The following is a 21,752-nucleotide window of genomic DNA, read 5'->3' on the forward strand; positions in this document are numbered from 1 at the left end:
GCCGCCGCGCCGCTCCCGCCGCTACGGACGCCCGCCCAGCCGGGTGACCGCCTGCGCGGCCGCACGGCACCCCGCCCGGGCCGCATCGGCAGGGGCCGCGCCCGCGAGCCGGGCCGCCAGGAACCCGCCGGTGAACGCGTCCCCGGCACCCGTCGAGTCCACCGCATCGGCCGGCTCCGCCGACACCTCGGCGGTCACCCGGCCCGCCTCGGCCACCAGCGCCCCCGCCGCACCCCGGGTGACCACCACCAGCGGCACCCGTCGGCTCAGCTCCGCCGCCGCCCGGGCCGCACCGGCTCCCTCCGGCAGCCCGGCCAGCAGCCGCGCCTCGTCCTCGTTGGGCAGCAGTACGCCGATCCCCGCCACGGCACCGAGGAAGCGCTCCACGCCCAGCCCGGCCAGGAATCCCGCCGAGGCCGGGTCCACGCTCACCGGCACCCCCCGGGCGCGTGCCGCCCGCAGCGCGACCAGGGCCAGCGCCCGGCTGCTGTCGGCGAAGAAGAGGTAGCCGGACAGGTGCACATGGGCCGCCCCGTCCAGCAGGGCCGGCGCCCAGTCCTCGGGGGAGAGCCGCAGCGCGGCGCCGCTGTCGGTCAGGAAGGTCCGCTCCGCGTCCGCGGCGACCAGCGCCACCACCGTTCCGGTCGGCTCGGCCGGGTCGATCACCAGCCGCGGCCGCACCCCCGCGTCCCGCAGGGACTGCTCGTGCCACCGGGCCGATTCGGTGCCGACTCGGGCCAGGAGGCGTACGTCCGCCGCCCCCGCGTGCGCCGCCCAGCAGGCCGCGTTGGCGCCGGCGCCGCCCGGCAGGGTCCGGATCCGCGCGGCCGTGTCCGTGGCCGGGGCGAGCGGCTCCGGATGCACCGCCACGACGTCCGTCACCACGTCCCCGACGACCAGCAGGGCCCCGGGCGCGGTCACGGACGCGCCGCCCAGGCCCCCGCGATCCTGGCCCCGAGCGCCACGTTGCCCCGCACCGCCGCCAGGTTGGCCTCCAGCGAGGCCCCGCCCGTCGCCCGTACCAGGAACCCCAGCAGGAACGGGGTCACCGCCTGCCCCGTGATTCCCCGCGCACGGCACTCCTCAAGGGCCTCGGCCAGGACCCGGTCGTGCAGGTCCGGATCGAGCTGCTCCGCCTCTGCGACCGGGTTGGCCACCAGCAGCGCCGACTCCGCTCCACCGAGCGCGTCCTGAGCAGCCATCACCGCCGCCACCTCCTCCGGCCGGTGGACGGTCCAGTCCACCGGCTCCCCGGAACTGGCCAGGTAGAAGCCGGGGAAACGTTCCGTCGCGTACCCCAGCACCCCCACCCCGAGCGTCTCCAGCCGCTGCAGCGTGGCCGGCACGTCCAGGATCGACTTCACACCGGCACACACCACCGTGATCCGGGTCCGCGCCAGCAGCTGCAGATCCGCCGACTCGTCCTGCGTCTGTGCCCACTCCCGGTGTACGCCGCCCAGCCCGCCCGTGGCGAAGACCCGAAGTCCGGCCCGCGCCGCCAGGAACGCCGTCGCCGACACCGTCGTCGCGCCCGTCGCGCCGGCCGCCAGCGCGGGGGCCAGATCCCGGTGGCCGAGCTTGCGCACGCCCTCACCGCCGGCGATCCGCTCCAACTGCGCCTTGTCCAGGCCCGCGTACGCCACGCCGTCGACGACCGCGATCGTGGCCGGAACCGCCCCTTCGGCACGTACCAGCGCCTCCAGTTCGGCACCGATGGCGAGATTGCGGGGGCGGGGCAGGCCGTGCGCGATGATCGTCGACTCCAGGGCCACGACGGGACGGCGCCGCTCCAGCGCCTCGCGGACCTCTTCGGACAGGACGGGGACCTCGGGTGATGTGTGCATGTCCCATCCTTGGCACGGGATCCCCGCCCCCAAACGCGCTCCCGGCCGGCCTCGCGAACCTGTCCGGGCGGCCTTGCCCCCTGAACCCCCGGGATCCGCGCGCCTTCTGTGACGATCTCGCGGACCGGTACGACCTCCTGTACGCGGACCGGGACGCGGGCATCGCCCGCCAGGGCAAGGCGCTGAACGGGCTGCTCACCCCCTTGCCGGACCCCGGCCCGCACCGCGTGCTCGACAACGCCTGCGGCATCGGCACCCGGGCGCCGGGGCCGGCCACCCCGAGCCACCGGGCCACCGGGCCACCGGGACCGGCCTGAGCCCGCTCTCGGCCGCGCGCGCCGTCCGTGAGGCGGCCGCGCGCGGGCCCGTCCTGTCCGCCGCGGCCGCGGACACGCGGGCCCTGTCCTTCCGGGACGGCTCCTTCGACGCGGTCGTGTGAGCCGACAGTGCCCTGCCGCACCTCCTCACGGCCGAGGACGTGGGCGCCGCCCTGGCCGAAACCCAGCGGGTGCTGCGCCCCGGTGGCCCGCTGCTCTCCACCCGCCCGTACGGCGAACTGCGGCGGGCCCGGTGGCGAGACGCGGACCACCCGGACGTCCCGGGCCACCTGTTGGGCGCTGCCCGGAGGGGAGACGGCCGGCCACGCACGCCGCGCCGGTCTCGGCGCTGCGGTGCGGCACCCGGCGGCGGCCACCAGGTGCCACCAGCCGGTGCTCAGTGCCCGGCGGCCGGTCTGACGCGCCGGCTGGACAGGTTGCCCTGTGCTCCGGTCAGAACCTGGACGCCTTGTGCACCGCGCCGCGCCGGAGGGCCGCAATAGGGTGACTCGGCATGAGCACCAGTGAGCATGGTCCCGCCTCCTTCGCCGTATCCGTACCGGACGTCGAGCTGGAGGCCGAGGACCTCGATCCCGACCAGATCCTCTCCGGCGAACCCGTCGTGACGGGCAGGGTGCTGTGGGAGTCCCCCGATGGCAAGCAGGTGCGCGGCATCTGGCAGATCACCCCGGGCGTGGTGACCGACACCGAGGCGAACGAGCTGTTCGTGGTGGTCAGCGGCCGCGCCACCATCGAGGTCGAAGGCGGCGCGACGCTGGAGGTGGGCCCCAGCTCCGCCTGCGTGCTCCGGGAGGGGGACAAGACCACTTGGACCGTCCACGAGACGCTGCGCAAGGCCTACCACATCAACTGGCAGGGGCAGGAGCTGCAGCCGGGTGGCGGCGCGCGGTGAACAGGGCGAGCGCCGCCATCGGCAGCAGCAGGCCCGCGCCGATCGCGTTCAGCCAGCCGTAGCCCGCGTGGGACATGACCAGGCCGGCGGCCGCGCCGCCCACGCCCGCGCAGGTGTTCATCGTGAGGTCGCTCAGGCCCTGTACGGCGGCCCGGGCGGCCTGCGGCACGGAGTCGGTCAGCAGCGCGGAGCCGGAGACCATGCCGGCGGACCAGCCGAGGCCGAGCAGGAACAGGCCGGCCGCGCTCTGCGCGTGGTCCGGACCGGCGGTGCCGGCGAGCAGGGCGGCCAGCGACAGCAGGCCGGCGGCCAGACCGATCACGGACAGTCGTCCGACCCGGTCCGCGAGCCAGCCCATGACCGGCGAGAAGGCGAACATGCCGGCGATGTGACCGCTGATCACCAGGCCGACGAGCTGCAGTCCGGCGCCGTGGTGGCCCAGGTCGACCGGGGTCATCACCATGATCGAGACCATGGCGGTGTGGGACACCGCGACGGTGACCAGGGCCAGCCGCGCCCGCGGGGAGGCCTTGACGGCGGCGACCCCGGCGCGCAGTGAGCGGCTGTTGCGGGCCTGCTCCTCGGGCGAGGCGAGGGCCCGGGCCGTCAGCAGCGGATCGGGCCGCAGGAGCAGGCCGATCAGGGTGCCGGTGAGGATGAAGACGGCGCCGGCCCAGACGAAGGGGCCCGCCGTCTCGGGTATGGAGGTCCCGGCGAAGCTGCGGCTGGCCGGGGCGGAGAGGTTGGGGCCGAGCACCGCGCCGAGGGTCGACGCCCAGACGACGACGGCGACCGCCCGGGCCCGGCGGTCCGGGGCGGCGAGGTCGGCGGCGGCGAACCGGGCCTGGAGGTTGGCGGAGGAGGCGGCTCCGAAGGCGGCCATGCCGAGCATCAGCAGCGGGAAGCTCTTGATCGCGGCGGCAAGGACCACCAGGCTCGCCCCGACGGCGCCGATGCCGTAGCCGAGGACCAGCCCGGCCCGCCGGCCGCGCGCGGTCATGAGGGCGGCGAGCGGCAGCGAGACCGCCGCCGTGCCGATCACCGCGGCGGTGGAGGCGAAGCCGGACAGCGACTCGGTGCCGCTGACCTCGGTCGCGAGGACCGGGGCCAGAGCGATGCTGATGGGCACGCCGAGGCCGCCCAGCATCTGGCTCGCGATCAGCACCCCGGAGACGCGGCGCTGGAGCCGGGGCAGGTCCGCGGGGTCGACGGGCGGAGCGGGCCGGTCGGTTCCGGGTACGGCGGTCATGCCGTCCACCCCCGGCGCACCGGAGCAGGACGGTGTACGGGCGCGGCGCGGCCGGAGGCGGTAGCAGTAGTCACCGCGGCAGTTTCGCACCCCTTACCGCCCGACGGAACGGGATATGCGCACCCGTGCCCCGGAGCACGTGTCCGCCCCGGACCGCACGCCGGTCCCGGCCCGCGCCCCGGCCGGCACCCGCGCCTCGGCCGGCACCCGCGCCCCGGTCCGCCCGTCAGAACAGCGGCTGCGGCAGGACGCCCTCCAGTGCCAGCAGGGACCGCTTGGTCTCCACCCCGCCGCCGAAGCCGCCGATTCCGCCGTCGTTCTCCACGACCCGGTGGCAGGCCACCACCAGCGGCAGCGGGTTCGACCCCATGGCGTTGCCCACGGCCTGGGCCGCGCCCGGCTGTCCGACACGGGCCGCGAGCTCCCCGTACCCGACGACCGCCCCGTACGGCACCGAGCGGTCCAGCTCCTGGAGCACCTGCCGGTTGAAGCCGGAGCTGAGCCGCCAGTCCAGCGGCAGCTCGAAGCGTCTGAGCGAGCCGGCGAAGTACGCGGAGAGCTGGCGTACCGGCTCGGCCAGCAGCACCTCGTGGCCCGGGGCCGGCCGCCAGGCGTCGGCGCCGAGCCGGGAGACGAGGGAGCCGATCATCTGGTCGACCCGGTCCGGACCGGCATGGAACTCGACCCGGACCAGGCCCTGCGGGGTCGCGGCCAGGAGCAGGGGCCCGATGTCGCTGGCGACGACGGTCCATTCGAGGTGCGGCCCGCGCGGCCGCTCGGTGCTGTCCACCCCTCCACGGTACGGGGCGGGTACGACAGCCCGGGCGGCTCAGTGCCCGAAGCCGCCGAGCACCGCCTCCCGCACGACGTCCGGGGCGTTGGTGATGATCCCGTCCACTCCCATCCCCTGGACCTTCCGCGCCGTCGCCGCATCGTCCACGATCCAGGTGTCCACCTCCATGGCCTTGCCGTGGGCGCCCAGCAGGCCGTGCACGGCCGCCACCCAGTCGGCCGAGATGGTGGTGTGCCACGGGTTGATCCGGTCCGCGAACTGGGCGTACTTCGGCAGGTCGGCGACGGTGGGGGTGCCCAGGAAGGCCGTCACGAGGTCCGGGCGCATGCCGTGGACGATGCGCACGGAGTCGGCGCTGAAGCTCTGCACGACCAGGCGGCGCTGCACGTGGTCCGCGTCGAGCCAGCCGGCCTCGCCCAGCACCTGGAGCGTCTGCTGCTCGATCCCGGGGTAGAGCTCGGGCTTCTTGATCTCCAGAAGCAGCCGCTCCCGGTTGCGCTGCACCCGGTCGAGGTACTCGCGCAGGGTCGGCACCCGGGCGCCCGCGAACGCCTCGCCGAACCAGCTGCCCGCGTCGAGCGTGGCGATCTCCGCCGCCGTGAAGTCCTTGACCCGCCAGGGCTCCCGGTCCGGGAACACCTGCTCGACGTCGGTGGTGCGGGCCAGGGTGTCGTCGTGGATCACGACCAGCTCGCCGTCCTTGGTGCGCTGGACGTCGTTCTCGACCCAGGAGAAGCCCATCCGCATCGCCAGGTCGATCGCGGGGAGCGTGTTCTCCGGGGCGTACGCCGAAGCCCCCCGGTGGGCGTATACGACGGGGTTCAGCACCCCTGTGGAGCCGGTGGCGGCGGAGGGGCCGGTGGCGGCGGACGAGGCCGTCCCGCCCAGCACGGTCAGGGTGAAGCCCAGGAATGCGGCGGCGGTCGCGGCGGCGGGACGGACGTACATGTGCGTTCTCCTCGGTTCGGAGCCCTGTTCCTGCGTCAGACGCGTGCGGAATGGGAGACGTTGCGGCGATGCACTTCACGGCGGGGACCTCTACGGCGATCATGCGGTTGAAGATCACCTGGCCGCCACCGAACTATGACAAACGGACCAGAAAGGAGGACTTCTGCCCCGCCCGCAGGACCCGGCGCGGCGCCGCGGTCCCGCGCGGCGGCGTGAGTGTCAGTGGGGGGTCGTACCGTGGACTCATGCGGCCCGTATCGAAGATCGAACGCACGGTGGCGCCTTTCGAGGTCGTCAGCCCCTACCAGCCCAGCGGCGACCAGCCGGCAGCCATCGCCGACCTGGAGAAGCGCATCCGCGCAGGTGAGAAGGATGTCGTCCTGCTCGGTGCGACCGGCACCGGCAAGTCGGCGACCACCGCCTGGATGATCGAGAAGCTCCAGCGCCCGACCCTGGTGATGGCGCCGAACAAGACGCTCGCCGCCCAGCTGGCGAACGAGTTCCGCGAGCTCCTGCCGAACAACGCCGTCGAGTACTTCGTCTCGTACTACGACTACTACCAGCCCGAGGCCTACGTACCGCAGTCGGACACCTACATCGAGAAGGACTCCTCGATCAACGAGGAGGTGGAGCGGCTGCGCCACTCGGCGACCAACTCGCTCCTCACCCGGCGCGACGTGATCGTCGTCGCCTCCGTGTCCTGCATCTACGGCCTCGGCACCCCGCAGGAGTACGTCGACCGGATGGTCCCCCTCAAGGTCGGCGAGGAGATGGACCGGGACCAGCTGCTGCGCCGCTTCGTCGACATCCAGTACACGCGCAACGACGTCGCCTTCACCCGTGGCACCTTCCGCGTGCGCGGCGACACCATAGAGATCTTCCCGGTCTACGAGGAACTCGCCGTCCGCATCGAGATGTTCGGCGACGAGATCGAGGCCCTGTCCACCCTCCACCCGCTGACCGGCGAGGTCATCAGCGAGGACCGCGAGCTGTACGTCTTCCCCGCAAGCCACTACGTCGCCGGCCCCGAGCGCATGGAGAAGGCGATCAACGGCATCGAGGCGGAGCTGGCCGAGCGCCTCGCCGAGCTGGAGAAGCAGGGCAAGATGCTGGAGGCGCAGCGGCTGCGCATGCGCACCACGTACGACCTGGAGATGATGCGCCAGATCGGGTCCTGCTCGGGCATCGAGAACTACTCGCTGCACATGGACGACCGCGAGCGCGGCTCCGCGCCCAACACGCTCATCGACTACTTCCCCGAGGACTTCCTCCTCGTCATCGACGAGTCGCACGTCACCGTGCCGCAGATCGGCGCGATGTACGAGGGCGACGCCTCGCGCAAGCGGACCCTGGTCGACCACGGCTTCCGGCTGCCGTCCGCGCTCGACAACCGGCCGCTGAAGTGGGAGGAGTTCCAGGAGCGGATCGGCCAGACGGTCTACCTGTCGGCGACTCCCGGCAAGTACGAGCTCTCCCGCGGCGACGGCTTCGTCGAGCAGATCATCCGCCCCACCGGCCTCGTCGACCCCGAGGTCGTGGTCAAGCCCACCGAGGGGCAGATCGACGACCTGGTCCACGAGATCCGGCAGCGGGTGGAGAAGGACGAGCGCGTCCTGGTCACCACCCTCACCAAGAAGATGGCCGAGGACCTCACGGACTACTTCCTGGAGCTGGGCATCCAGGTCCGCTACCTGCACAGCGACGTCGACACGCTGCGCCGGATCGAGCTGCTGCGCGAGCTGCGGGCCGGCGAGTACGACGTCCTGGTCGGCATCAACCTGCTGCGCGAGGGCCTCGACCTGCCCGAGGTGTCGCTGGTGGCCATCCTCGACGCCGACAAGGAGGGCTTCCTGCGCTCGGGGACCTCCCTGATCCAGACCATCGGCCGCGCGGCGCGCAACGTCTCGGGCCAGGTCCACATGTACGCGGACAAGATGACCCCGGCGATGGAGAAGGCCATCGAGGAGACCAACCGGCGCCGGGAGAAGCAGATCGCGTACAACACGGCGAACGGGATCGACCCGCAGCCGCTGCGCAAGAAGATCAACGACATCGTCGCCACCATCGCCCGGGAGGAGCTGGACACCGAACAGCTGCTCGGCACCGGGTACCGCCAGGGGAAGGACGCCAAGGCTTCCGTGCCCGCGCTCGGCAGCGTGGCGACGGCCCAGGCCAAGGCGGCCGGCAAGGGCGCCAAGGGTGCCAGGTCCGCCAAGGCGGCGGCGGAGCTGACCGACCGGCCGGCCGAGGAACTGGCCGTGCTCATCGAGCAGATGACCGAGCGGATGCGGGGTGCCGCCGCCGAGCTCCAGTTCGAGGTGGCGGCCCGGATCCGCGACGAGGTGAGCGAGCTGAAGAAGGAGTTGCGGCAGATGAAGGAAGCGGGCCTCGCCTGACCCGGAGGCGGTCAGTAGGGTTGGCGTCAGCCGCAGGTACATGCTGCGCACCCACATCGGGGGCGGGGCGAGGGAGAGGGGACAGCGCGTGACGGTCAACATGACCAAGGGTCAGGCCATCAGTCTGCAGAAGCAGGGCGGCGGCACGCTGACCGCGGTCCGGATGGGCCTCGGCTGGCAGGCGGCCAAGCGCCGCGGACTGTTCGGCTCGCGGACCCGGGAGATCGACCTGGACGCCTCGGCGGTGCTCTTCGCCGACAAGCAGCCGGTGGACGTGGTGTTCTTCCGCCACCTGCAGAGCGACGACGGCTCGGTCCGGCACACCGGTGACAACCTCGTCGGCGGCGCCGGCCAGGGCGGGGACGACGAGTCGATCCTCGTCGACCTCCAGCGCGTGCCGGTGCACATCGACCAGATCGTCTTCACGGTGAACTCGTTCACCGGCCAGACGTTCCAGGAGGTGCAGAACGCGTTCTGCCGCATCGTCGACGAGACCAACGGCCAGGAGCTGGCCCGCTACACGCTGGACGGCGGCGGCCAGTACACGGCGCAGATCATGGCGAAGGTGTCCCGCGTCGGCGAAGGCTGGCAGATGACGGCCCTCGGCAACCCGGCCAACGGCCGCACCTTCCAGGACCTGATGCCGGCGATCCTGCCGCACCTGTAAGCCGGAACCCGTCCGGACGACCGGACACGACAGAACGAGCGCAAGGGCACGGGGGAGGGGCTGCACGATGACGGCCGAACTGGTCCGGGGGCAGAACCACCCCCTGTCCCGGACGCGGGTGGAGATCAGGGTCTCGGCGGGCACGCCCGTGCTCGCCCTGGCCTCGGCCTGCGATGACGCGGGCCGGCTGGCCGGCCCCGATTCGGTGGCCCGCCCCGGCGCCCGGAGCCTGCCCGGACTGCAGGCGCCGGGGGCGGTGGCGGGCGAGCACCGCTTCGCCGTCGACCTCGACGCCGTCGCGCCGGCCGTGCACCGGATCGGGGTGGTCCTGGTCCTGCCGCCCGGCGGGCCGGCGCGGTTCGGCGCGGTGCCCGCGTCGTACGTGGCCGTGGCCGACCCGGAGGGCGGCGTGCTCGCCGGGTACGCGCTCACCGGGCTGGAGTCCGAGACCGCAGTCGTGGCCGTCGAGCTCTACCGGCGCCAGGGAGCCTGGAAGGTCCGCGCCGTGGGCCAGGGGTACGCGGACGGGCTCGGCGCGCTGCTGGCCGACGCCGGACTGGGCGCACCGGCCGCCGCGGCACTGGCCGCCGAGGTGGCGGGAGCGGCCGAGCGGGACGCGGCCTCGCTCGCGCCCGTGCCTGCCGGGGGCGCCCCCGGGGTTCCGCTCGGCCTCCCGGAACCGCACTCCGCCTCCGGGGCGGATACGGCTGCGGGCGTGTCCGGCCCGGCGGCTCCCGAGCAGCCGGGTCCAGTGCCGGTGTCCGGAGTCCCGTACGCCGGTACGCCCGGCCCCGCCGCCGGGCCCGACGCCGGGAGCGGCCCGCCCACGCTCGACTACGTGCACCCGCGCCGCCGCCGCAGCACCACCGAGGCGCCGGAACCGGCGCCGCGGGCCGCCGAGTCCGCGGAGCCCGGCCGGCCGCCCGTCCCCGTCGCGGGCGACGCCAGTGGCTGGTCCATGGACGAGCGGCTCTACAACCAGGTCTGGGGCATGTTCGAGGACCTGGCCCGCTCGGTGGCCGCCTACCGCAGCGCCTGCGACTTCGCCGGGTCCCGGATGGACCGCGAGCTCGACGAGGCGCTGTCCGACGCCCGCCACCGCCTCGCAGGCTCCGGCAACGCCGCCCGCGACGAGGCGCGGGCCCGCCACGACGAGCTCGTCGCCCAGGCCAAGGCGGTGCTCGACCAGGACCTGGCCCAGCTGATCGCCGAGTCCGAGGTGGTCGAGCCCGCGCTGCCGCCCTCGTACGCCCGCTGGGCCAACCCCGTCTGGCACGGGCACGGGGTCCCCGAGGAGGCCCCGATGGCCCTGCGCCTCGGCGACCTGCACCTGCCCGAGCGGCCCGAGCTGCGCATCCCCATGCTGGTGCGGGTCCCGCTGGAGCGCGGACTGTGGATCGACAACGGCCGCACCGGCTCCGAGGCCGCGATGGCGATGGACACCGACCGGCTGCGCCGGGCGGCCATGGACATGGCCGTCGCCCACGCGGTCCGGCTGCTCGCGGTCCATCCCGGCGACCGGTTCTCCGTGCACGTCATCGACGCGGCCGGGGCGGGGGCCGCCTCCCTGGCGCCGCTGGTCGCGGCCGGGGTGCTGGCCGGTCCGCCCGCCGCCGGGGCCGCCGGGGTCACCCGGACCCTGGAGGAGCTGACCCGACGGGTGGACCTCGTACAGATGGCCGTGCGGGCCGGGGCCCCCGAGGACCTGCCGCCCGACGTCGACATCGCCGACCAGCTGCTGATCGTGCACGACTTCCCGCACGGCTTCGACGACCGGGCCGTCACCCGGCTGCGCTACCTGGCCGACGAGGGCCCGGCGGTCGGCGTGCACCTCCTGATGGTGGCGGACCGCGACGAGGCCTCGGCGTACGGGCCGCTGCTGGACCCGCTGTGGCGCTCGCTGATGCGGCTGTCGCCGGTGCCGGACGACCATCTCGCCGACCCGTGGGTCGGCCACGCCTGGACCTTCGAAGCGGACTTGCCGCCGCAGGGCAGCCGAGTCCTGGAAGAGACCCTGGACCGGATCGCCGCCACCCGGCGCAATGCCCGCCCATGACCCACCCTTGGCATTCCCTTTACCTTTTCGGGGTCTGACGGATACCCTGGGCACGCGGAGGGGAGTATTCCTGCTTTCCTGCTACGGCGTACCCGTCAATACGGACCACTTCGGCTGTGTGAACGCAGTCGGTCCCGGGGCGCCGGCCCGCGGCCTCCAGGCCCCCCGGGTGGAAGAGACCTCCGGCAGCGATGACGCTGACCTGTGTGCTGAGCCATCTGCCGGAGGCGAATAAGCAGTGGATGTTTCGTTGACCCTCTGGGTGCTGACCATTCTCGGTCTGGGCATCCTGATCGGCGCCGATTTCCTCATCGGCCGCAAACCGCACGATGTATCGATCAAGGAGGCGGGCACCTGGACGGTCGTCTGGATCGTCCTGGCCGCGCTGTTCGGGCTCGGCCTGCTGTTCTTCGGCAACGGCCAGGCCTCCCAGGAGTTCTTCGCGGGCTTCATCACCGAGAAGTCCCTGAGCGTGGACAACCTCTTCGTCTTCGTCCTGATCATGGCGAAGTTCGCGGTGCCCTCCCACCTCCAGCAGCGCGTCCTGCTCGTGGGCGTCCTGATCGCCCTGGTGCTGCGCACGATCTTCATCGCCGCCGGCGCCGCGATCATCACCACCTTCTCGTGGGTCTTCTACATCTTCGGCGCGTTCCTGATCTACACCGCCTGGAAGCTGATCCAGGAGGCCCGCAAGGACGAGGGGTCCGCCGACGACGAGTTCGAGGAGAACCGCCTCCTCAAGTCGATCGAGAAGAAGTTCGGCGTCGCCGACCGGTATCACGGCACCAAGCTCTTCATCCGGAACAACGGCAAGCGCGTCCTGACCCCGCTGATGGTCGTCATGCTCGCCATCGGCACCACCGACGTGCTGTTCGCCCTGGACTCGATCCCCGCGATCTTCGGTCTCACCCAGGACCCGTACATCGTCTTCACGGCCAACGCCTTCGCCCTGATGGGTCTGCGCCAGCTGTACTTCCTCATCGGCGGTCTGCTGGAGAAGCTGGTCCACCTCGGCTACGGCCTGTCCGTCATCCTCGGCTTCATCGGCATCAAACTGGTGCTGCACGCCCTGCACGAGTCCGGGGTGCACGTCCCGGAGATCTCCATCCCGGTCTCCCTCGGCGTCATCTGCGGTGTCCTGGTGATCACCACGATCACCAGCCTGATGGCCTCGAAGAAGCGGGCGGCCGCCGAGGCCGCCGCCCGCCCGGAGCGCGTCGACGCCTGATGCCTGATGCCTGATGCCTGATGCCTGATGCCTGACGCCCGGCGGTCCGGCCGGGCTACGCGGGGGCGGCCGCTTCGGCCGCCCCCGTTCCCGGACCGGTGCCCGACTCCGTACCGGGGCCGGTCCGCGCCCGGACGACCGTCGGGTTCGTCTCCGGGAGCAGCACGAAGCAGACCAGGCTGATCAGGGCGATCCCGCTCAGGTACACGGCCACGCCCCACGGCGGACCCGAGCCGTCCGCCAGCGCCGTCGCCACGATCGGGGTCAGCGCCCCGCCCAGCACCCCGCCCAGGTTGTAGCCCACGGCCGCGCCCGTGCAGCGGATCCGCGGGGCGTACAGCTCCGGCAGGTACGCGCCCACCACGGCGAACATCGTCACCATGCCCAGCAGCCCGCCGATGCAGCCCAGCGTCATCAGGAAGGGGTCCGCCGTGCGCAGCAGCGCGACGAACGGGAACATCCACACCAGGCAGATCGCGCTGCCGGCCAGGCACAGCGGCCGCCTGCCGTGGCGGTCGCCGAGCACCGCCACGACCGGAGTCATCAGGCCCTTGAGGGCGACGGCCGCCATGACGCAGGCCAGCATCGCCGTGCGGTCCACGCGCAGGTGCTCCGTGGCGTACGCGAGGGACCAGGTGGTGACCGCGTAGAAGACCGCGTAGCCCGCGGACAGGGCGCCGCCGGTCAGCAGGAGCAGCCGCCAGTGGCCGCGCACCACCTCGGACAGCGGTGCGTCGGAGCGCCGGCCGGTCTCGGCGAGGGCGCGGAACTGCGGGGTCTCCTCCACCGAGCGGCGCAGCCACAGCCCCGCGAGGGCCAGCACGCCCGCCGCCCAGAACGGCACGCGCCAGCCCCAGGAGGCGAACTGCCCGTCGGTCAGCGTCGCGGACAGGGTGAGGGTCATGCCGTTGGCCAGCAGGAAGCCCACCGCAGGGCCGACCTGCGGGAAGCTCGCCCACAGTCCGCGCTGCTGCTCGGGGGCGTGCTCGGCGGTCATCAGGACCGCGCCGCCCCACTCGCCGCCGAGGCCGAGCCCCTGGAGGAAGCGCAGCACGAGGAGCAGCAGGGGCGCCGCCATGCCGATCGTCGCGTACGTCGGCACGCAGCCGACCGCGACCGTGGCGAGGCCGGTGAGCAGCAGGGAACCGAGCAGCACCGGGCGCCGGCCGTAGCGGTCTCCGATGTGGCCGAAGACCACGGAGCCCAGCGGGCGGGCGAGGAAGCCGATGCCGAAGGTGCCGAAGGCGGCGAGGGTCCCGGCGAGCGTGGAGAAGGACGGGAAGAACAGCGGGCCGAGGACGAGGGCCGCAGCCGTGCCGTAGACGAAGAAGTCGTAGAACTCGATGGCGGTCCCGGCGAGCGAGGCCGAGGCCAGGCGCAGCATCGAGGGGGGACGGGGATCGACGGGGACGGCGAGGGAGGGGGAGGGGTCCTGTTGCATGGTGCAGCAATTACCCCGCCCCACACCCCCAGGACGTGCGTTCGGTCATCTTCGACCGGAAGGAGTGCTTCCTGCCGTGGTGTTGACCGGTACGGGGCGCGTGCTACCAGCCGCGCTCGCGCCATTCGGCCAGGTGCGGCCGCTCCGCGCCGAGCGTGGTGTCGTTGCCGTGCCCCGGGTAGACCCAGGCCTCGTCGGGCAGTTGCTCGAAGAGCTTGTGCTGCACGTCGTCCAGCAGCCGGGTGAAGGCCTGCGCGTCACCCCAGGTGTTGCCCACGCCGCCCGGGAAGAGGCAGTCGCCCGTGAACACGTGCGGGTGCCCGTGCGGGTCGTCGTAGATCAGCGCGATCGAGCCGGGCGTGTGTCCGACCAGGTGGCGGGCGGTCAGGGTGACCCGTCCGACCGTGACCGTGTCCCCGTCGGCGACCAGGACGTCGGTCGCCACCGGGATGCCCTCGGCGTCGTGGGCGCCCGCGTAGGTGCGTGCGCCGGTCGCCTCGACCACGGCCTGGAGCGCGCCCCAGTGGTCGCCGTGCCGGTGGGTGGTGACGACGGACTCGATGCCGTCGTCGCCGATCAGGCTGAGCAGCGTGTCCGCCTCGGCGGCCGCGTCGATCAGCAGCTGGGCGCCGGTGGCCCGGCAGCGCAGCAGGTACGCGTTGTTGTTCATGGAACCCACTGCGACCTTGGAGATCATCAGGTCCGAGAGTTCGTGCACGTCGGCCGGACCGCCGACCTTGACCGCTCCGCTGTACGTCATGTGTCGATCCTAGAGGTGCGTGTTCCTAGAGCGGGGGGAGTTCGGGCAGGGGTCCGCCCTCGGCGCCGAGGTGGGCGCCCCGGAGCCCGCGCCCGGCGAGCCAGCCGAGCAGCTCGTCCGCGGGGCCGGTGACGGTCACCGGGGTGCCCTCGGTGCCGCCGGTGTGCCAGACGGGGTCGCCGGGCTGCCGGACGGCGTCGCCGTACACCGCCAGTGTGACCGGCGGGACCTCCGGGCGGCCGGACCAGCGGTCGGCGAGGAAGGTGATCTCGCGGGCGGTGAACTCGTCCGGGAGATCGGAGAGCTCGTAGCCGATGTTCAGGTCGACGTGGTGCAGCTCGACCTCGACGAGGCGGCGGAACGGCACGTTCGCGGCGAGGTCGGTGACCCCGTTGCGCAGCTCGACGGTGCGCGACCAGTCCTGGTCCTGCTCGGTCTGCGCCAGGAAGTCGGCGTGGGTCTCGCGGACGTCGGCGAGCTGGACCTCCAGCGGGCGCGGGGCGTCGCGCTCGATGTCGGAGTCGCGGGCCTCGGCGCTCGCGTACATCGGGCGGCCCGCGAAGACGTTGACGAGGGCGTCCGCGTTGCGTGCCAGGTGTGCCAGCACGTGGCCGCGGGTCCAGCCGGGGAGGTGTGACTCCTCGGCGAGGGCGGCGTTGTCCAGTTTCGCGACCGCGGTCAGCAGCCGGTCCGTGGCTTCACGTACAGATTGCAGGTCGTGCACATGATCAGTCATGGGTCCGAGCCTAGTGCCGCGGGCCCCCGGCCACACGAATGGGTGAAGCCGTCTGAGGAGTGCCGTAAATCGAATGCGCGTGCTATACGCTCGAAGTCCAAGCTCTTTCCCATCGCCGAGGCGCCCCCCATACCCTGGGACGGGGGCCCGTGCCCCCGCTCTCTCAAGAAAGGTGCGGACCGGCGTGACCGACCGTCTCATCGTTCGTGGCGCTCGCGAGCACAACCTCAAGAACGTCTCGCTCGACCTGCCCCGCGACTCACTCATCGTCTTCACCGGACTCTCCGGGTCGGGCAAGTCCTCCCTGGCCTTCGACACGATCTTCGCCGAGGGCCAGCGCCGCTACGTCGAGTCGCTCTCGTCGTACGCCCGCCAGTTCCTCGGGCAGATGGACAAGCCCGACGTGGACTTCATCGAGGGCCTCTCCCCGGCCGTCTCCATCGACCAGAAGTCGACCTCGCGCAACCCGCGCTCGACGGTCGGCACCATCACGGAGGTCTACGACTACCTCCGCCTGCTCTTCGCGCGCATCGGCAAGCCCCACTGCCCCGAGTGCCGCCGCCCCATCTCGCGCCAGTCGCCGCAGGCGATCGTCGACAAGGTGCTCGCCCTCCCCGAGGGCAGCCGCTTCCAGGTGCTCTCGCCGCTGGTGCGCGAGCGCAAGGGCGAGTTCGTCGACCTCTTCTCCGACCTCCAGACCAAGGGGTACAGCCGGGCGCGGGTGGACGGGGAGACCATCCAGCTCTCCGAGCCGCCCACGCTGAAGAAGCAGGAGAAGCACACCATCGAGGTGGTCGTCGACCGCCTCACCGTCAAGGACAGCGCCAAGCGCCGCCTCACGGACTCCGTGGAGACCGCCCTCGGCCTCTCCGGCGGCATGGTGATCCTCGACTTCGTCGACCTCGCCGAGGACGACCCCGAGCGTGAGCGGATGTACTCCGAGCACCTCTACTGCCCGTACGACGACCTGTCCTTCGAGGAGCTGGAGCCGCGCTCCTTCTCCTTCAACTCGCCCTTCGGCGCCTGCCCCGAGTGCACCGGCATCGGTACGCGCATGGAGGTCGATCCCGAGCTGATCGTCCCCGACGAGGACAAGTCCCTGGACGAGGGCGCGGTCTCCCCGTGGTCCCTCGGCCACACCAAGGACTACTTCCAGCGGCTGATCGGCGCGCTCGCCGGGGAGCTGGGCTTCCGTACGGACATCCCGTGGGCCGGGCTGCCGCTGCGCGCGAGGAAGGCCCTGCTGTACGGGCACAAGACGCAGATCGAGGTCCGCTACCGCAACCGGTACGGGCGGGAGCGGGCGTACACGACGGCCTTCGAGGGCGCCGTGCCGTTCGTCAAGCGCCGGCACTCCGAGTCCGAGAGCGACGCCAGCCGCGAGCGCTTCGAGGGCTACATGCGCGAGGTGCCCTGCCCGACCTGTGAGGGCACCCGGCTCAAGCCGATCGTGCTCGCGGTGACGGTGATGGAGAAGTCCATCGCCGAGGTCGCCGCGATGTCGATCAGCGAGTGCGCGGACTTCCTGGGGCGGCTGCGGCTCGACGCCCGCGACAAGAAGATCGCCGAGCGGGTCCTGAAGGAGGTCAACGAGCGGCTCCGCTTCCTCGTCGACGTCGGTCTGGACTACCTCTCGCTGAACCGCGCCGCCGGCACCCTCTCGGGCGGCGAGGCCCAGCGCATCCGGCTGGCCACGCAGATCGGCTCCGGCCTGGTCGGCGTGCTGTACGTCCTGGACGAGCCGTCCATCGGCCTGCACCAGCGGGACAACCACCGGCTGATCGAGACGCTGGTGCGGCTGCGGGACATGGGCAACACCCTGATCGTGGTCGAGCACGACGAGGACACCATCAAGGTGGCCGACTGGGTCGTCGACATCGGCCCGGGCGCCGGCGAGCACGGCGGCAAGGTCGTGCACAGCGGTTCGCTGGAGGAGCTGCTGAGGAACGGCGAGTCGATGACCGGGCAGTACCTGTCCGGCAAGCGGTCCATCGCGGTGCCGGACATCCGCCGGCCCGTGAACGGGGACCGGAGGCTGACCGTCCACGGCGCCAAGGAGAACAACCTGCGGGACATCGACGTGTCCTTCCCGCTGGGCGTGCTCACCGCGGTGACCGGCGTGTCCGGGTCGGGTAAGTCGACCCTGGTCAACGACATCCTGTATACGCACCTCGCGCGCGAGCTCAACGGCGCCCGCTCGGTGCCGGGACGGCACACGCGGGTGGACGGGGACGACCTCGTCGACAAGGTCGTGCACGTCGACCAGTCGCCGATCGGCCGGACCCCCCGGTCGAACCCGGCGACGTACACGGGTGTCTTCGACCACGTGCGCAAGCTCTTCGCGGAGACGATGGAGGCGAAGGTGCGCGGTTATTTGCCGGGCCGCTTCTCCTTCAACGTGAAGGGCGGCCGGTGCGAGAACTGCTCCGGCGACGGCACGATCAAGATCGAGATGAACTTCCTGCCGGACGTGTACGTTCCGTGCGAGGTCTGCCACGGCGACCGGTACAACCGGGAGACGCTGGAGGTCCACTACAAGGGCAAGTCCATCGCCGAGGTCCTGAACATGCCGATCGAGGAGGCGCTGGACTTCTTCGGGGCGGTGCCCACGATCTCGCGGCACCTGCGGACGCTGAACGAGGTGGGGCTCGGATACGTCCGGCTCGGCCAGTCGGCGCCGACGCTGTCGGGCGGCGAGGCGCAGCGCGTGAAGCTGGCCTCGGAGCTGCAGAAGCGTTCGACGGGGCGGACGGTGTACGTGCTTGACGAGCCGACGACGGGCCTGCACTTCGAGGACATCTCGAAGCTGATCAAGGTGCTGTCGGGGCTGGTGGACAAGGGGAACTCGGTGATCGTCATCGAGCACAACCTGGACGTCATCAAGACCGCGGACTGGGTCATCGACATGGGCCCGGAGGGCGGTTACGGGGGCGGTCTGGTGGTTGCCGAAGGCACGCCGGAGCAGGTCGCCTCGGTGGGCGCGAGCCACACGGGCAAGTTCCTGCGGGACATCCTCGGGGCGGAGCGGGTCTCGGACGCGGCGCCGGTCGCCGCCGCCCCGGCCAGGAAGGCCGCCCCGGCGAAGAAGGCGGCGGCGAAGAAGGCCGCCCCGGCGAAGAAGACGACGGCCCGGGCCCGCAAGGCCTGACCTGACACCCGGCCGGGGCCGCCCGGGCCCCGGGCTCCCTAGCCCGGGCGGTCCGGCTCGTGCGACGGCGAGCCGGACCGCCTGGGTCACCCCCCCGGCGGTGGCCCGCCGGGGTGACCGCTCGCCCGGGGCACTCCGAGGTGTCCCCGCCCCCGGGAGCGGTGACCGTGCACGGGCGCCCCGCGCCGCGGCCCGGTCGTGGGTTGCGGGGAGGGCTGGGCGCCGGGCGGGTTCGGCATGTGCACGCGGGCCGCCGGGGCCGGGAGAGCGGGGTCCGCGAGGCCCGGTCCGCGCACCCGGCCCGGAAGACCACGGCTGACGCCGCGGCCCGGTCCCCGCACCGGTGGCCGCCCCACCCCCGTGAGGGCCGCCGGCCGGCCGGGCCTTCGGCCCTGCCCGCCTCCAGCCGTTCCGCGGCTCAGCCCGGACCTGTCAAGCATCGCCGCCGGGGCCGAAGGGCGGGCCGCAGTCGTGCGCCGGAAACGGCTCCGCCGGGTACCCGCCGCCCAGGTCCTGCCTCGGCGGTGTCAGGTGGCCACGCCGACCGTGTGGCCGGTCGTGGCCGGGTCCGTCAGGGAGGCCAGCAGGGCGTCCGCGACGTCCGCGCGGGAGATGGTCCGGGCGCTCGGGACATTGGCGCCGATCACCCGGCGGTAGCTCCCGGTCCGGGGCTTGTCCAGCAGCCGCGGCGGGCGGATCACCGTCCACTGGGTGCCGCTCGCCCGGATCGTGGCCTCCATGACCGCCAGGTCCGCGTACAGGTCGCGCAGGGCCCGCCGCAGCAGGGGCAGGAACACCTTCCGGGTCACCACCCCGTCGCTCTCGACGTCCGGCCCGACCGGGGCCGCGCTCACCGCCGCGAGGCGGCTCACGCCCGCCCGGCCCATCGCCGACACGATGGCCCGCACCGCTGGTCCGGTGACCGGCGCGAGCCGGGCCTGCTTGTTGCTCGCCGCGCCCAGGGCGGAGATCACCGCCGCCCGGCCTGCGAGGACGGGGACCAGCGCTTCCACGTCCGTCAGATCGCGCACCACGGCCACGTCCAGGCGCTCGTGTGCCGGCACGTCCAGCCGGGCGGGGTCACGGACCACCGCCGTCACCTCGTGGCCCGCGTCGAGGGCCTGTCGGACGACCTCGCGGCCGACCCCGCCCGTGGCTCCGAACACCGTGAGTTTCATCGCCGGCTCCCCTGCAGAGGGTGGATGGAGGTGGGTGAGCATTCACTCACCCCTTCTTCCGCTAGGGTGAGTGAATGCTCACCCCGAAGTCAAGCCGACCCACTCCCGAGCGGCTGCTCGACGCCGCCGAGATGCTCATGCGCACCATCGGGCTCGCCAACACCACGACCAAGGCCATCGCCCGCGAGGCCGGCTGCTCCGAGGCCGCGCTCTACAAGCACTATGCGAACAAGGAGGAGCTCTTCGTCCGGGTCCTCATGGAGCGCACCCCCAACGCCGGGCCGCTCATGGCCGAGCTCGCCGGGGACCGGGACGGGCGCTCCGTGGAAGAAGGGCTCACCGCGGTCGCCCGCCACGCCTCGCTGTTCTACGCCGACGCCATGCCCATGGCCGCCTCGCTCTTCGCCGAGCCGGCCCTGCTGACCCGGCACCGCGAGGGCGTGCACGAGATCGGCACCGGCCCCCACGTCGTACGCGACGCGCTCACCGGCCACCTGCGCCGCGAGCTCGAACGGGGGCGGCTGCGCCCCGACGCCGATCCGGCGGCGGCCGCCGCGCTGCTGCTCGGCGCCTGCTTCCAGCGGGCCTTCTTCCTGCACTTCTCCGGCCCGGAAGTGGTCCAGCCCGTCGAGGAGTTCGCCCCCGCCGTGGCCAGGACCCTGTGGGCCGCTATCCGCTGAGCTCCACCGCGTACGGCGGCTCCGCGCCCGCCCGGGTGCAGGTCAGCGCCGCCGCGTGGGCCGCGTAGGCCAGGACGCCGGGCCAGTCCACCGGGCCGCCGGCCGGACCCGACAGGCGGTGCAGCAGGGCCGCGTTGACGGTGTCGCCCGCACCGATCGTGTCCGCCACGGCGACCCGGCGGGCCGCCACCGTGTGCTGCGCACCCTCCCGCGTCCGGACCGTCAGCCCCCGCGCACCCCGCGTGAGCACCACCGCCGAGGGCCCCGCCGCCAGCCAGTCCGAGACCCGCCCGCCCAGCCACCGGGCGTCCTCCTCCGACAGCTTGAGGACGGACACGTACGGCAGCCAGCCCAGGAACCGGGCACGGTAGGCCGCCGGATCCGCGATCAGCGCCGGGCGGATGTTGGGATCCAGCAGCGTCAGCAGCCCGCGCCCGGACTCCCGGCGCAGCAGGGCCTCGTACGCGCTCGCGCCCGGCTCCAGGGCGAGGGAGCAGGTGCCGAGCGCCAGCGCCCGGGTGCCCGCGGGCAGTGCCCCGGGCAGGGAGAACTGCCGGTCGGCCGTGCCCTCCACGTAGAACTCGTACGCGGCCGAGCCGTCCGGGGCCAGTGAGGGCACGGCGAGGGTGGTGGGCTCCGGCCCGCGCTGCACCAGCGACAGGTCCACCCCGGCCGCGCGCAGCCCGGCGAGCAGGCTCTCGCCGAAGCCGTCCGCCGAGACCCGGGAGCAGAAGGCGACCTCCGCGCCGAGGCGGCCCAGCGCCAGCGCGGTGTTGTACGGTCCCCCGCCCGGCCGCGGCAGCAGCGCGCCCGGCGGCTGCGCGACGGGCACGAGGTCGATCAGGGCTTCTCCACCGACGACGATCACGCGGGGGAAGGTATCCCACCGGGCGGCGGAACCGGGCGGCGGTATCGTCGGGGGGCCCAGCAGAACCTCTCGTACCAGGAGAACCGCATGTCCGCGTCGCAGCCCGCCGCCCGCCGTACCGTGCTCAAGGGCGCCGCCGCGATCGTGGGGGCCGCCGGCGGCGGGGCTGTGCTCGCGGCCTGCTCCACCGAGGGCAACGGCGGCTCCGGCTCTCCGGCGGTCCCGGCCGCCCCGGTGGAGCTCGGCGCCGTGTCCGAGGTCCCGGTCGGCGGGTCGAAGCTGTTCCGGGAGCGGAAGCTGGTCGTCAGCTGCCCGGCGGAGGGCCAGTACAAGGCGTTCAGCGCCCAGTGCACGCACGCCGGCTGCGTCCTGGACAAGATCGTCGAGGGCGAGGGCAACTGCCCGTGCCACGGCAGCCGCTTCGACGTGACGACCGGCAAGGTGCTGCGCGGCCCGGCCGCCGACCCGCTGCCCGCCGTCCCGGTCAAGGCCGAGGGCGGCAAGCTCATCGCGGGCTGAGCCGCCGCGAA

19 protein-coding genes are annotated in these 21,752 nt (G+C 73.0%); 9 read left to right on the forward strand and 10 right to left on the reverse strand.

The features are described 5' to 3' along the window. Positions 1 to 21: 21 nt before the first annotated feature. Together ABTY04_RS06895 and ABTY04_RS06900 are read right to left on the reverse strand one after the other, a co-directional pair. Positions 22 to 921: a carbohydrate kinase family protein gene (locus ABTY04_RS06895; protein ID WP_352212271.1), complete on the reverse strand. Its 900-nt coding sequence runs from the start codon at positions 919 to 921 to the stop codon at positions 22 to 24. Next, on the reverse strand, positions 918 to 1,844 hold the full coding sequence (locus ABTY04_RS06900; protein ID WP_352212272.1) for a pseudouridine-5'-phosphate glycosidase: 927 nt from the start codon (positions 1,842 to 1,844) through the stop codon (positions 918 to 920). Before ABTY04_RS06900 ends, ABTY04_RS06895 begins: the two co-directional genes overlap by 4 nt. On the opposite strand from ABTY04_RS06900, the gene ABTY04_RS06905 reads away from it, so the two are divergent. Together ABTY04_RS06905 and ABTY04_RS06910 are read left to right on the forward strand one after the other, a co-directional pair. Then, a complete protein-coding gene (locus ABTY04_RS06905) occupies positions 1,835 to 2,161 on the forward strand; it encodes a hypothetical protein (RefSeq protein ID WP_352212273.1) in 327 nt (108 codons plus the stop codon). The genes ABTY04_RS06900 and ABTY04_RS06905 overlap by 10 nt on opposite strands. Before the next feature lie 514 nt (positions 2,162 to 2,675). Continuing rightward, positions 2,676 to 3,074, forward strand: coding sequence for a cupin domain-containing protein (locus tag ABTY04_RS06910; RefSeq protein ID WP_352212274.1), 399 nt, complete (start codon positions 2,676 to 2,678; stop codon positions 3,072 to 3,074). On the opposite strand, the gene ABTY04_RS06915 is transcribed toward ABTY04_RS06910, so the two are convergent. From ABTY04_RS06915 to ABTY04_RS06925, 3 genes are all read right to left on the reverse strand, one after another. Then, positions 3,028 to 4,323 (reverse strand): MFS transporter, encoded by a 1,296-nt coding sequence (locus tag ABTY04_RS06915; RefSeq protein ID WP_352212275.1) that lies wholly within the window; start codon positions 4,321 to 4,323, stop codon positions 3,028 to 3,030. The two genes, ABTY04_RS06910 and ABTY04_RS06915, sit on opposite strands and share 47 nt — an antisense overlap. A gap of 226 nt (positions 4,324 to 4,549) precedes the next feature. Then, on the reverse strand, positions 4,550 to 5,113 hold the full coding sequence (locus ABTY04_RS06920) for a methylated-DNA--[protein]-cysteine S-methyltransferase (protein ID WP_352212276.1): 564 nt from the start codon (positions 5,111 to 5,113) through the stop codon (positions 4,550 to 4,552). Between the two features lie 39 nt (positions 5,114 to 5,152). Next, positions 5,153 to 6,064: a glycerophosphodiester phosphodiesterase gene (locus ABTY04_RS06925; protein ID WP_352212277.1), complete on the reverse strand. Its 912-nt coding sequence runs from the start codon at positions 6,062 to 6,064 to the stop codon at positions 5,153 to 5,155. 245 nt (positions 6,065 to 6,309) lie between these two features. Here ABTY04_RS06925 and uvrB point away from each other — a divergent pair, with 245 nt between their 5' ends. The 4 genes from uvrB (at position 6,310) to ABTY04_RS06945 (ending at position 12,411) form a co-directional block, all read left to right on the forward strand. Next, positions 6,310 to 8,460, forward strand: a complete 2,151-nt coding sequence (gene uvrB, locus ABTY04_RS06930) for an excinuclease ABC subunit UvrB (RefSeq protein ID WP_352212278.1) — start codon at positions 6,310 to 6,312, stop codon at positions 8,458 to 8,460. Between the two features lie 88 nt (positions 8,461 to 8,548). Continuing rightward, on the forward strand, positions 8,549 to 9,127 hold the full coding sequence (locus ABTY04_RS06935; protein WP_352212279.1) for a TerD family protein: 579 nt from the start codon (positions 8,549 to 8,551) through the stop codon (positions 9,125 to 9,127). A 67-nt stretch (positions 9,128 to 9,194) separates the two neighbouring features. After that, positions 9,195 to 11,183, forward strand: coding sequence for a TerD family protein (locus tag ABTY04_RS06940; RefSeq protein ID WP_352212280.1), 1,989 nt, complete (start codon positions 9,195 to 9,197; stop codon positions 11,181 to 11,183). Positions 11,184 to 11,421: 238 nt separating this feature from the next. Then, positions 11,422 to 12,411 (forward strand): TerC/Alx family metal homeostasis membrane protein, encoded by a 990-nt coding sequence (locus ABTY04_RS06945; protein WP_352212281.1) that lies wholly within the window; start codon positions 11,422 to 11,424, stop codon positions 12,409 to 12,411. A 55-nt stretch (positions 12,412 to 12,466) separates the two neighbouring features. Here ABTY04_RS06945 and ABTY04_RS06950 read toward each other — a convergent pair whose 3' ends face one another. The 3 genes from ABTY04_RS06950 to ABTY04_RS06960 all read right to left on the reverse strand — a co-directional run bounded on the left by ABTY04_RS06950 (position 12,467) and on the right by ABTY04_RS06960 (position 15,348). After that, positions 12,467 to 13,852, reverse strand: a complete 1,386-nt coding sequence (locus ABTY04_RS06950) for an MFS transporter (RefSeq protein WP_502996568.1) — start codon at positions 13,850 to 13,852, stop codon at positions 12,467 to 12,469. A gap of 103 nt (positions 13,853 to 13,955) precedes the next feature. Further along, positions 13,956 to 14,612 (reverse strand): MBL fold metallo-hydrolase, encoded by a 657-nt coding sequence (locus ABTY04_RS06955; RefSeq protein WP_352212282.1) that lies wholly within the window; start codon positions 14,610 to 14,612, stop codon positions 13,956 to 13,958. Between the two features lie 25 nt (positions 14,613 to 14,637). After that, the gene (locus ABTY04_RS06960; RefSeq protein WP_352212283.1) at positions 14,638 to 15,348 is read right to left on the reverse strand and encodes a maleylpyruvate isomerase family mycothiol-dependent enzyme; all 711 of its coding nucleotides are present in this window, start codon (positions 15,346 to 15,348) and stop codon (positions 14,638 to 14,640) included. A gap of 184 nt (positions 15,349 to 15,532) precedes the next feature. Between ABTY04_RS06960 and uvrA the strand changes: the two genes are divergently transcribed. Continuing rightward, complete coding sequence (gene uvrA, locus ABTY04_RS06965; RefSeq protein ID WP_352212284.1) at positions 15,533 to 18,496, forward strand: excinuclease ABC subunit UvrA; 2,964 nt, start codon at positions 15,533 to 15,535, stop codon at positions 18,494 to 18,496. Positions 18,497 to 19,023: 527 nt separating this feature from the next. Here uvrA and ABTY04_RS06970 read toward each other — a convergent pair. Continuing rightward, positions 19,024 to 19,674: an NAD(P)-dependent oxidoreductase gene (locus ABTY04_RS06970; RefSeq protein WP_352212285.1), complete on the reverse strand. Its 651-nt coding sequence runs from the start codon at positions 19,672 to 19,674 to the stop codon at positions 19,024 to 19,026. A 74-nt stretch (positions 19,675 to 19,748) separates the two neighbouring features. Between ABTY04_RS06970 and ABTY04_RS06975 the strand changes: the two genes are divergently transcribed. Next, on the forward strand, positions 19,749 to 20,354 hold the full coding sequence (locus ABTY04_RS06975) for a TetR/AcrR family transcriptional regulator (RefSeq protein ID WP_352212286.1): 606 nt from the start codon (positions 19,749 to 19,751) through the stop codon (positions 20,352 to 20,354). Here the strand turns inward: ABTY04_RS06975 and ABTY04_RS06980 are convergent. Then, entirely contained in the window at positions 20,344 to 21,222 is an 879-nt protein-coding gene (locus tag ABTY04_RS06980; protein WP_352212287.1) for a carbohydrate kinase family protein, read from the reverse strand. The genes ABTY04_RS06975 and ABTY04_RS06980 overlap by 11 nt on opposite strands. An 87-nt stretch (positions 21,223 to 21,309) precedes the next feature. On the opposite strand from ABTY04_RS06980, the gene ABTY04_RS06985 reads away from it, so the two are divergent. Further along, positions 21,310 to 21,741, forward strand: a complete 432-nt coding sequence (locus ABTY04_RS06985) for a Rieske (2Fe-2S) protein (RefSeq protein ID WP_352212288.1) — start codon at positions 21,310 to 21,312, stop codon at positions 21,739 to 21,741. Positions 21,742 to 21,752 lie beyond the last annotated feature (11 nt).

Source organism: Streptomyces sp. NPDC097981 (genome assembly GCF_040302565.1).
In the GTDB taxonomy this organism is placed as follows: domain Bacteria; phylum Actinomycetota; class Actinomycetes; order Streptomycetales; family Streptomycetaceae; genus Streptomyces.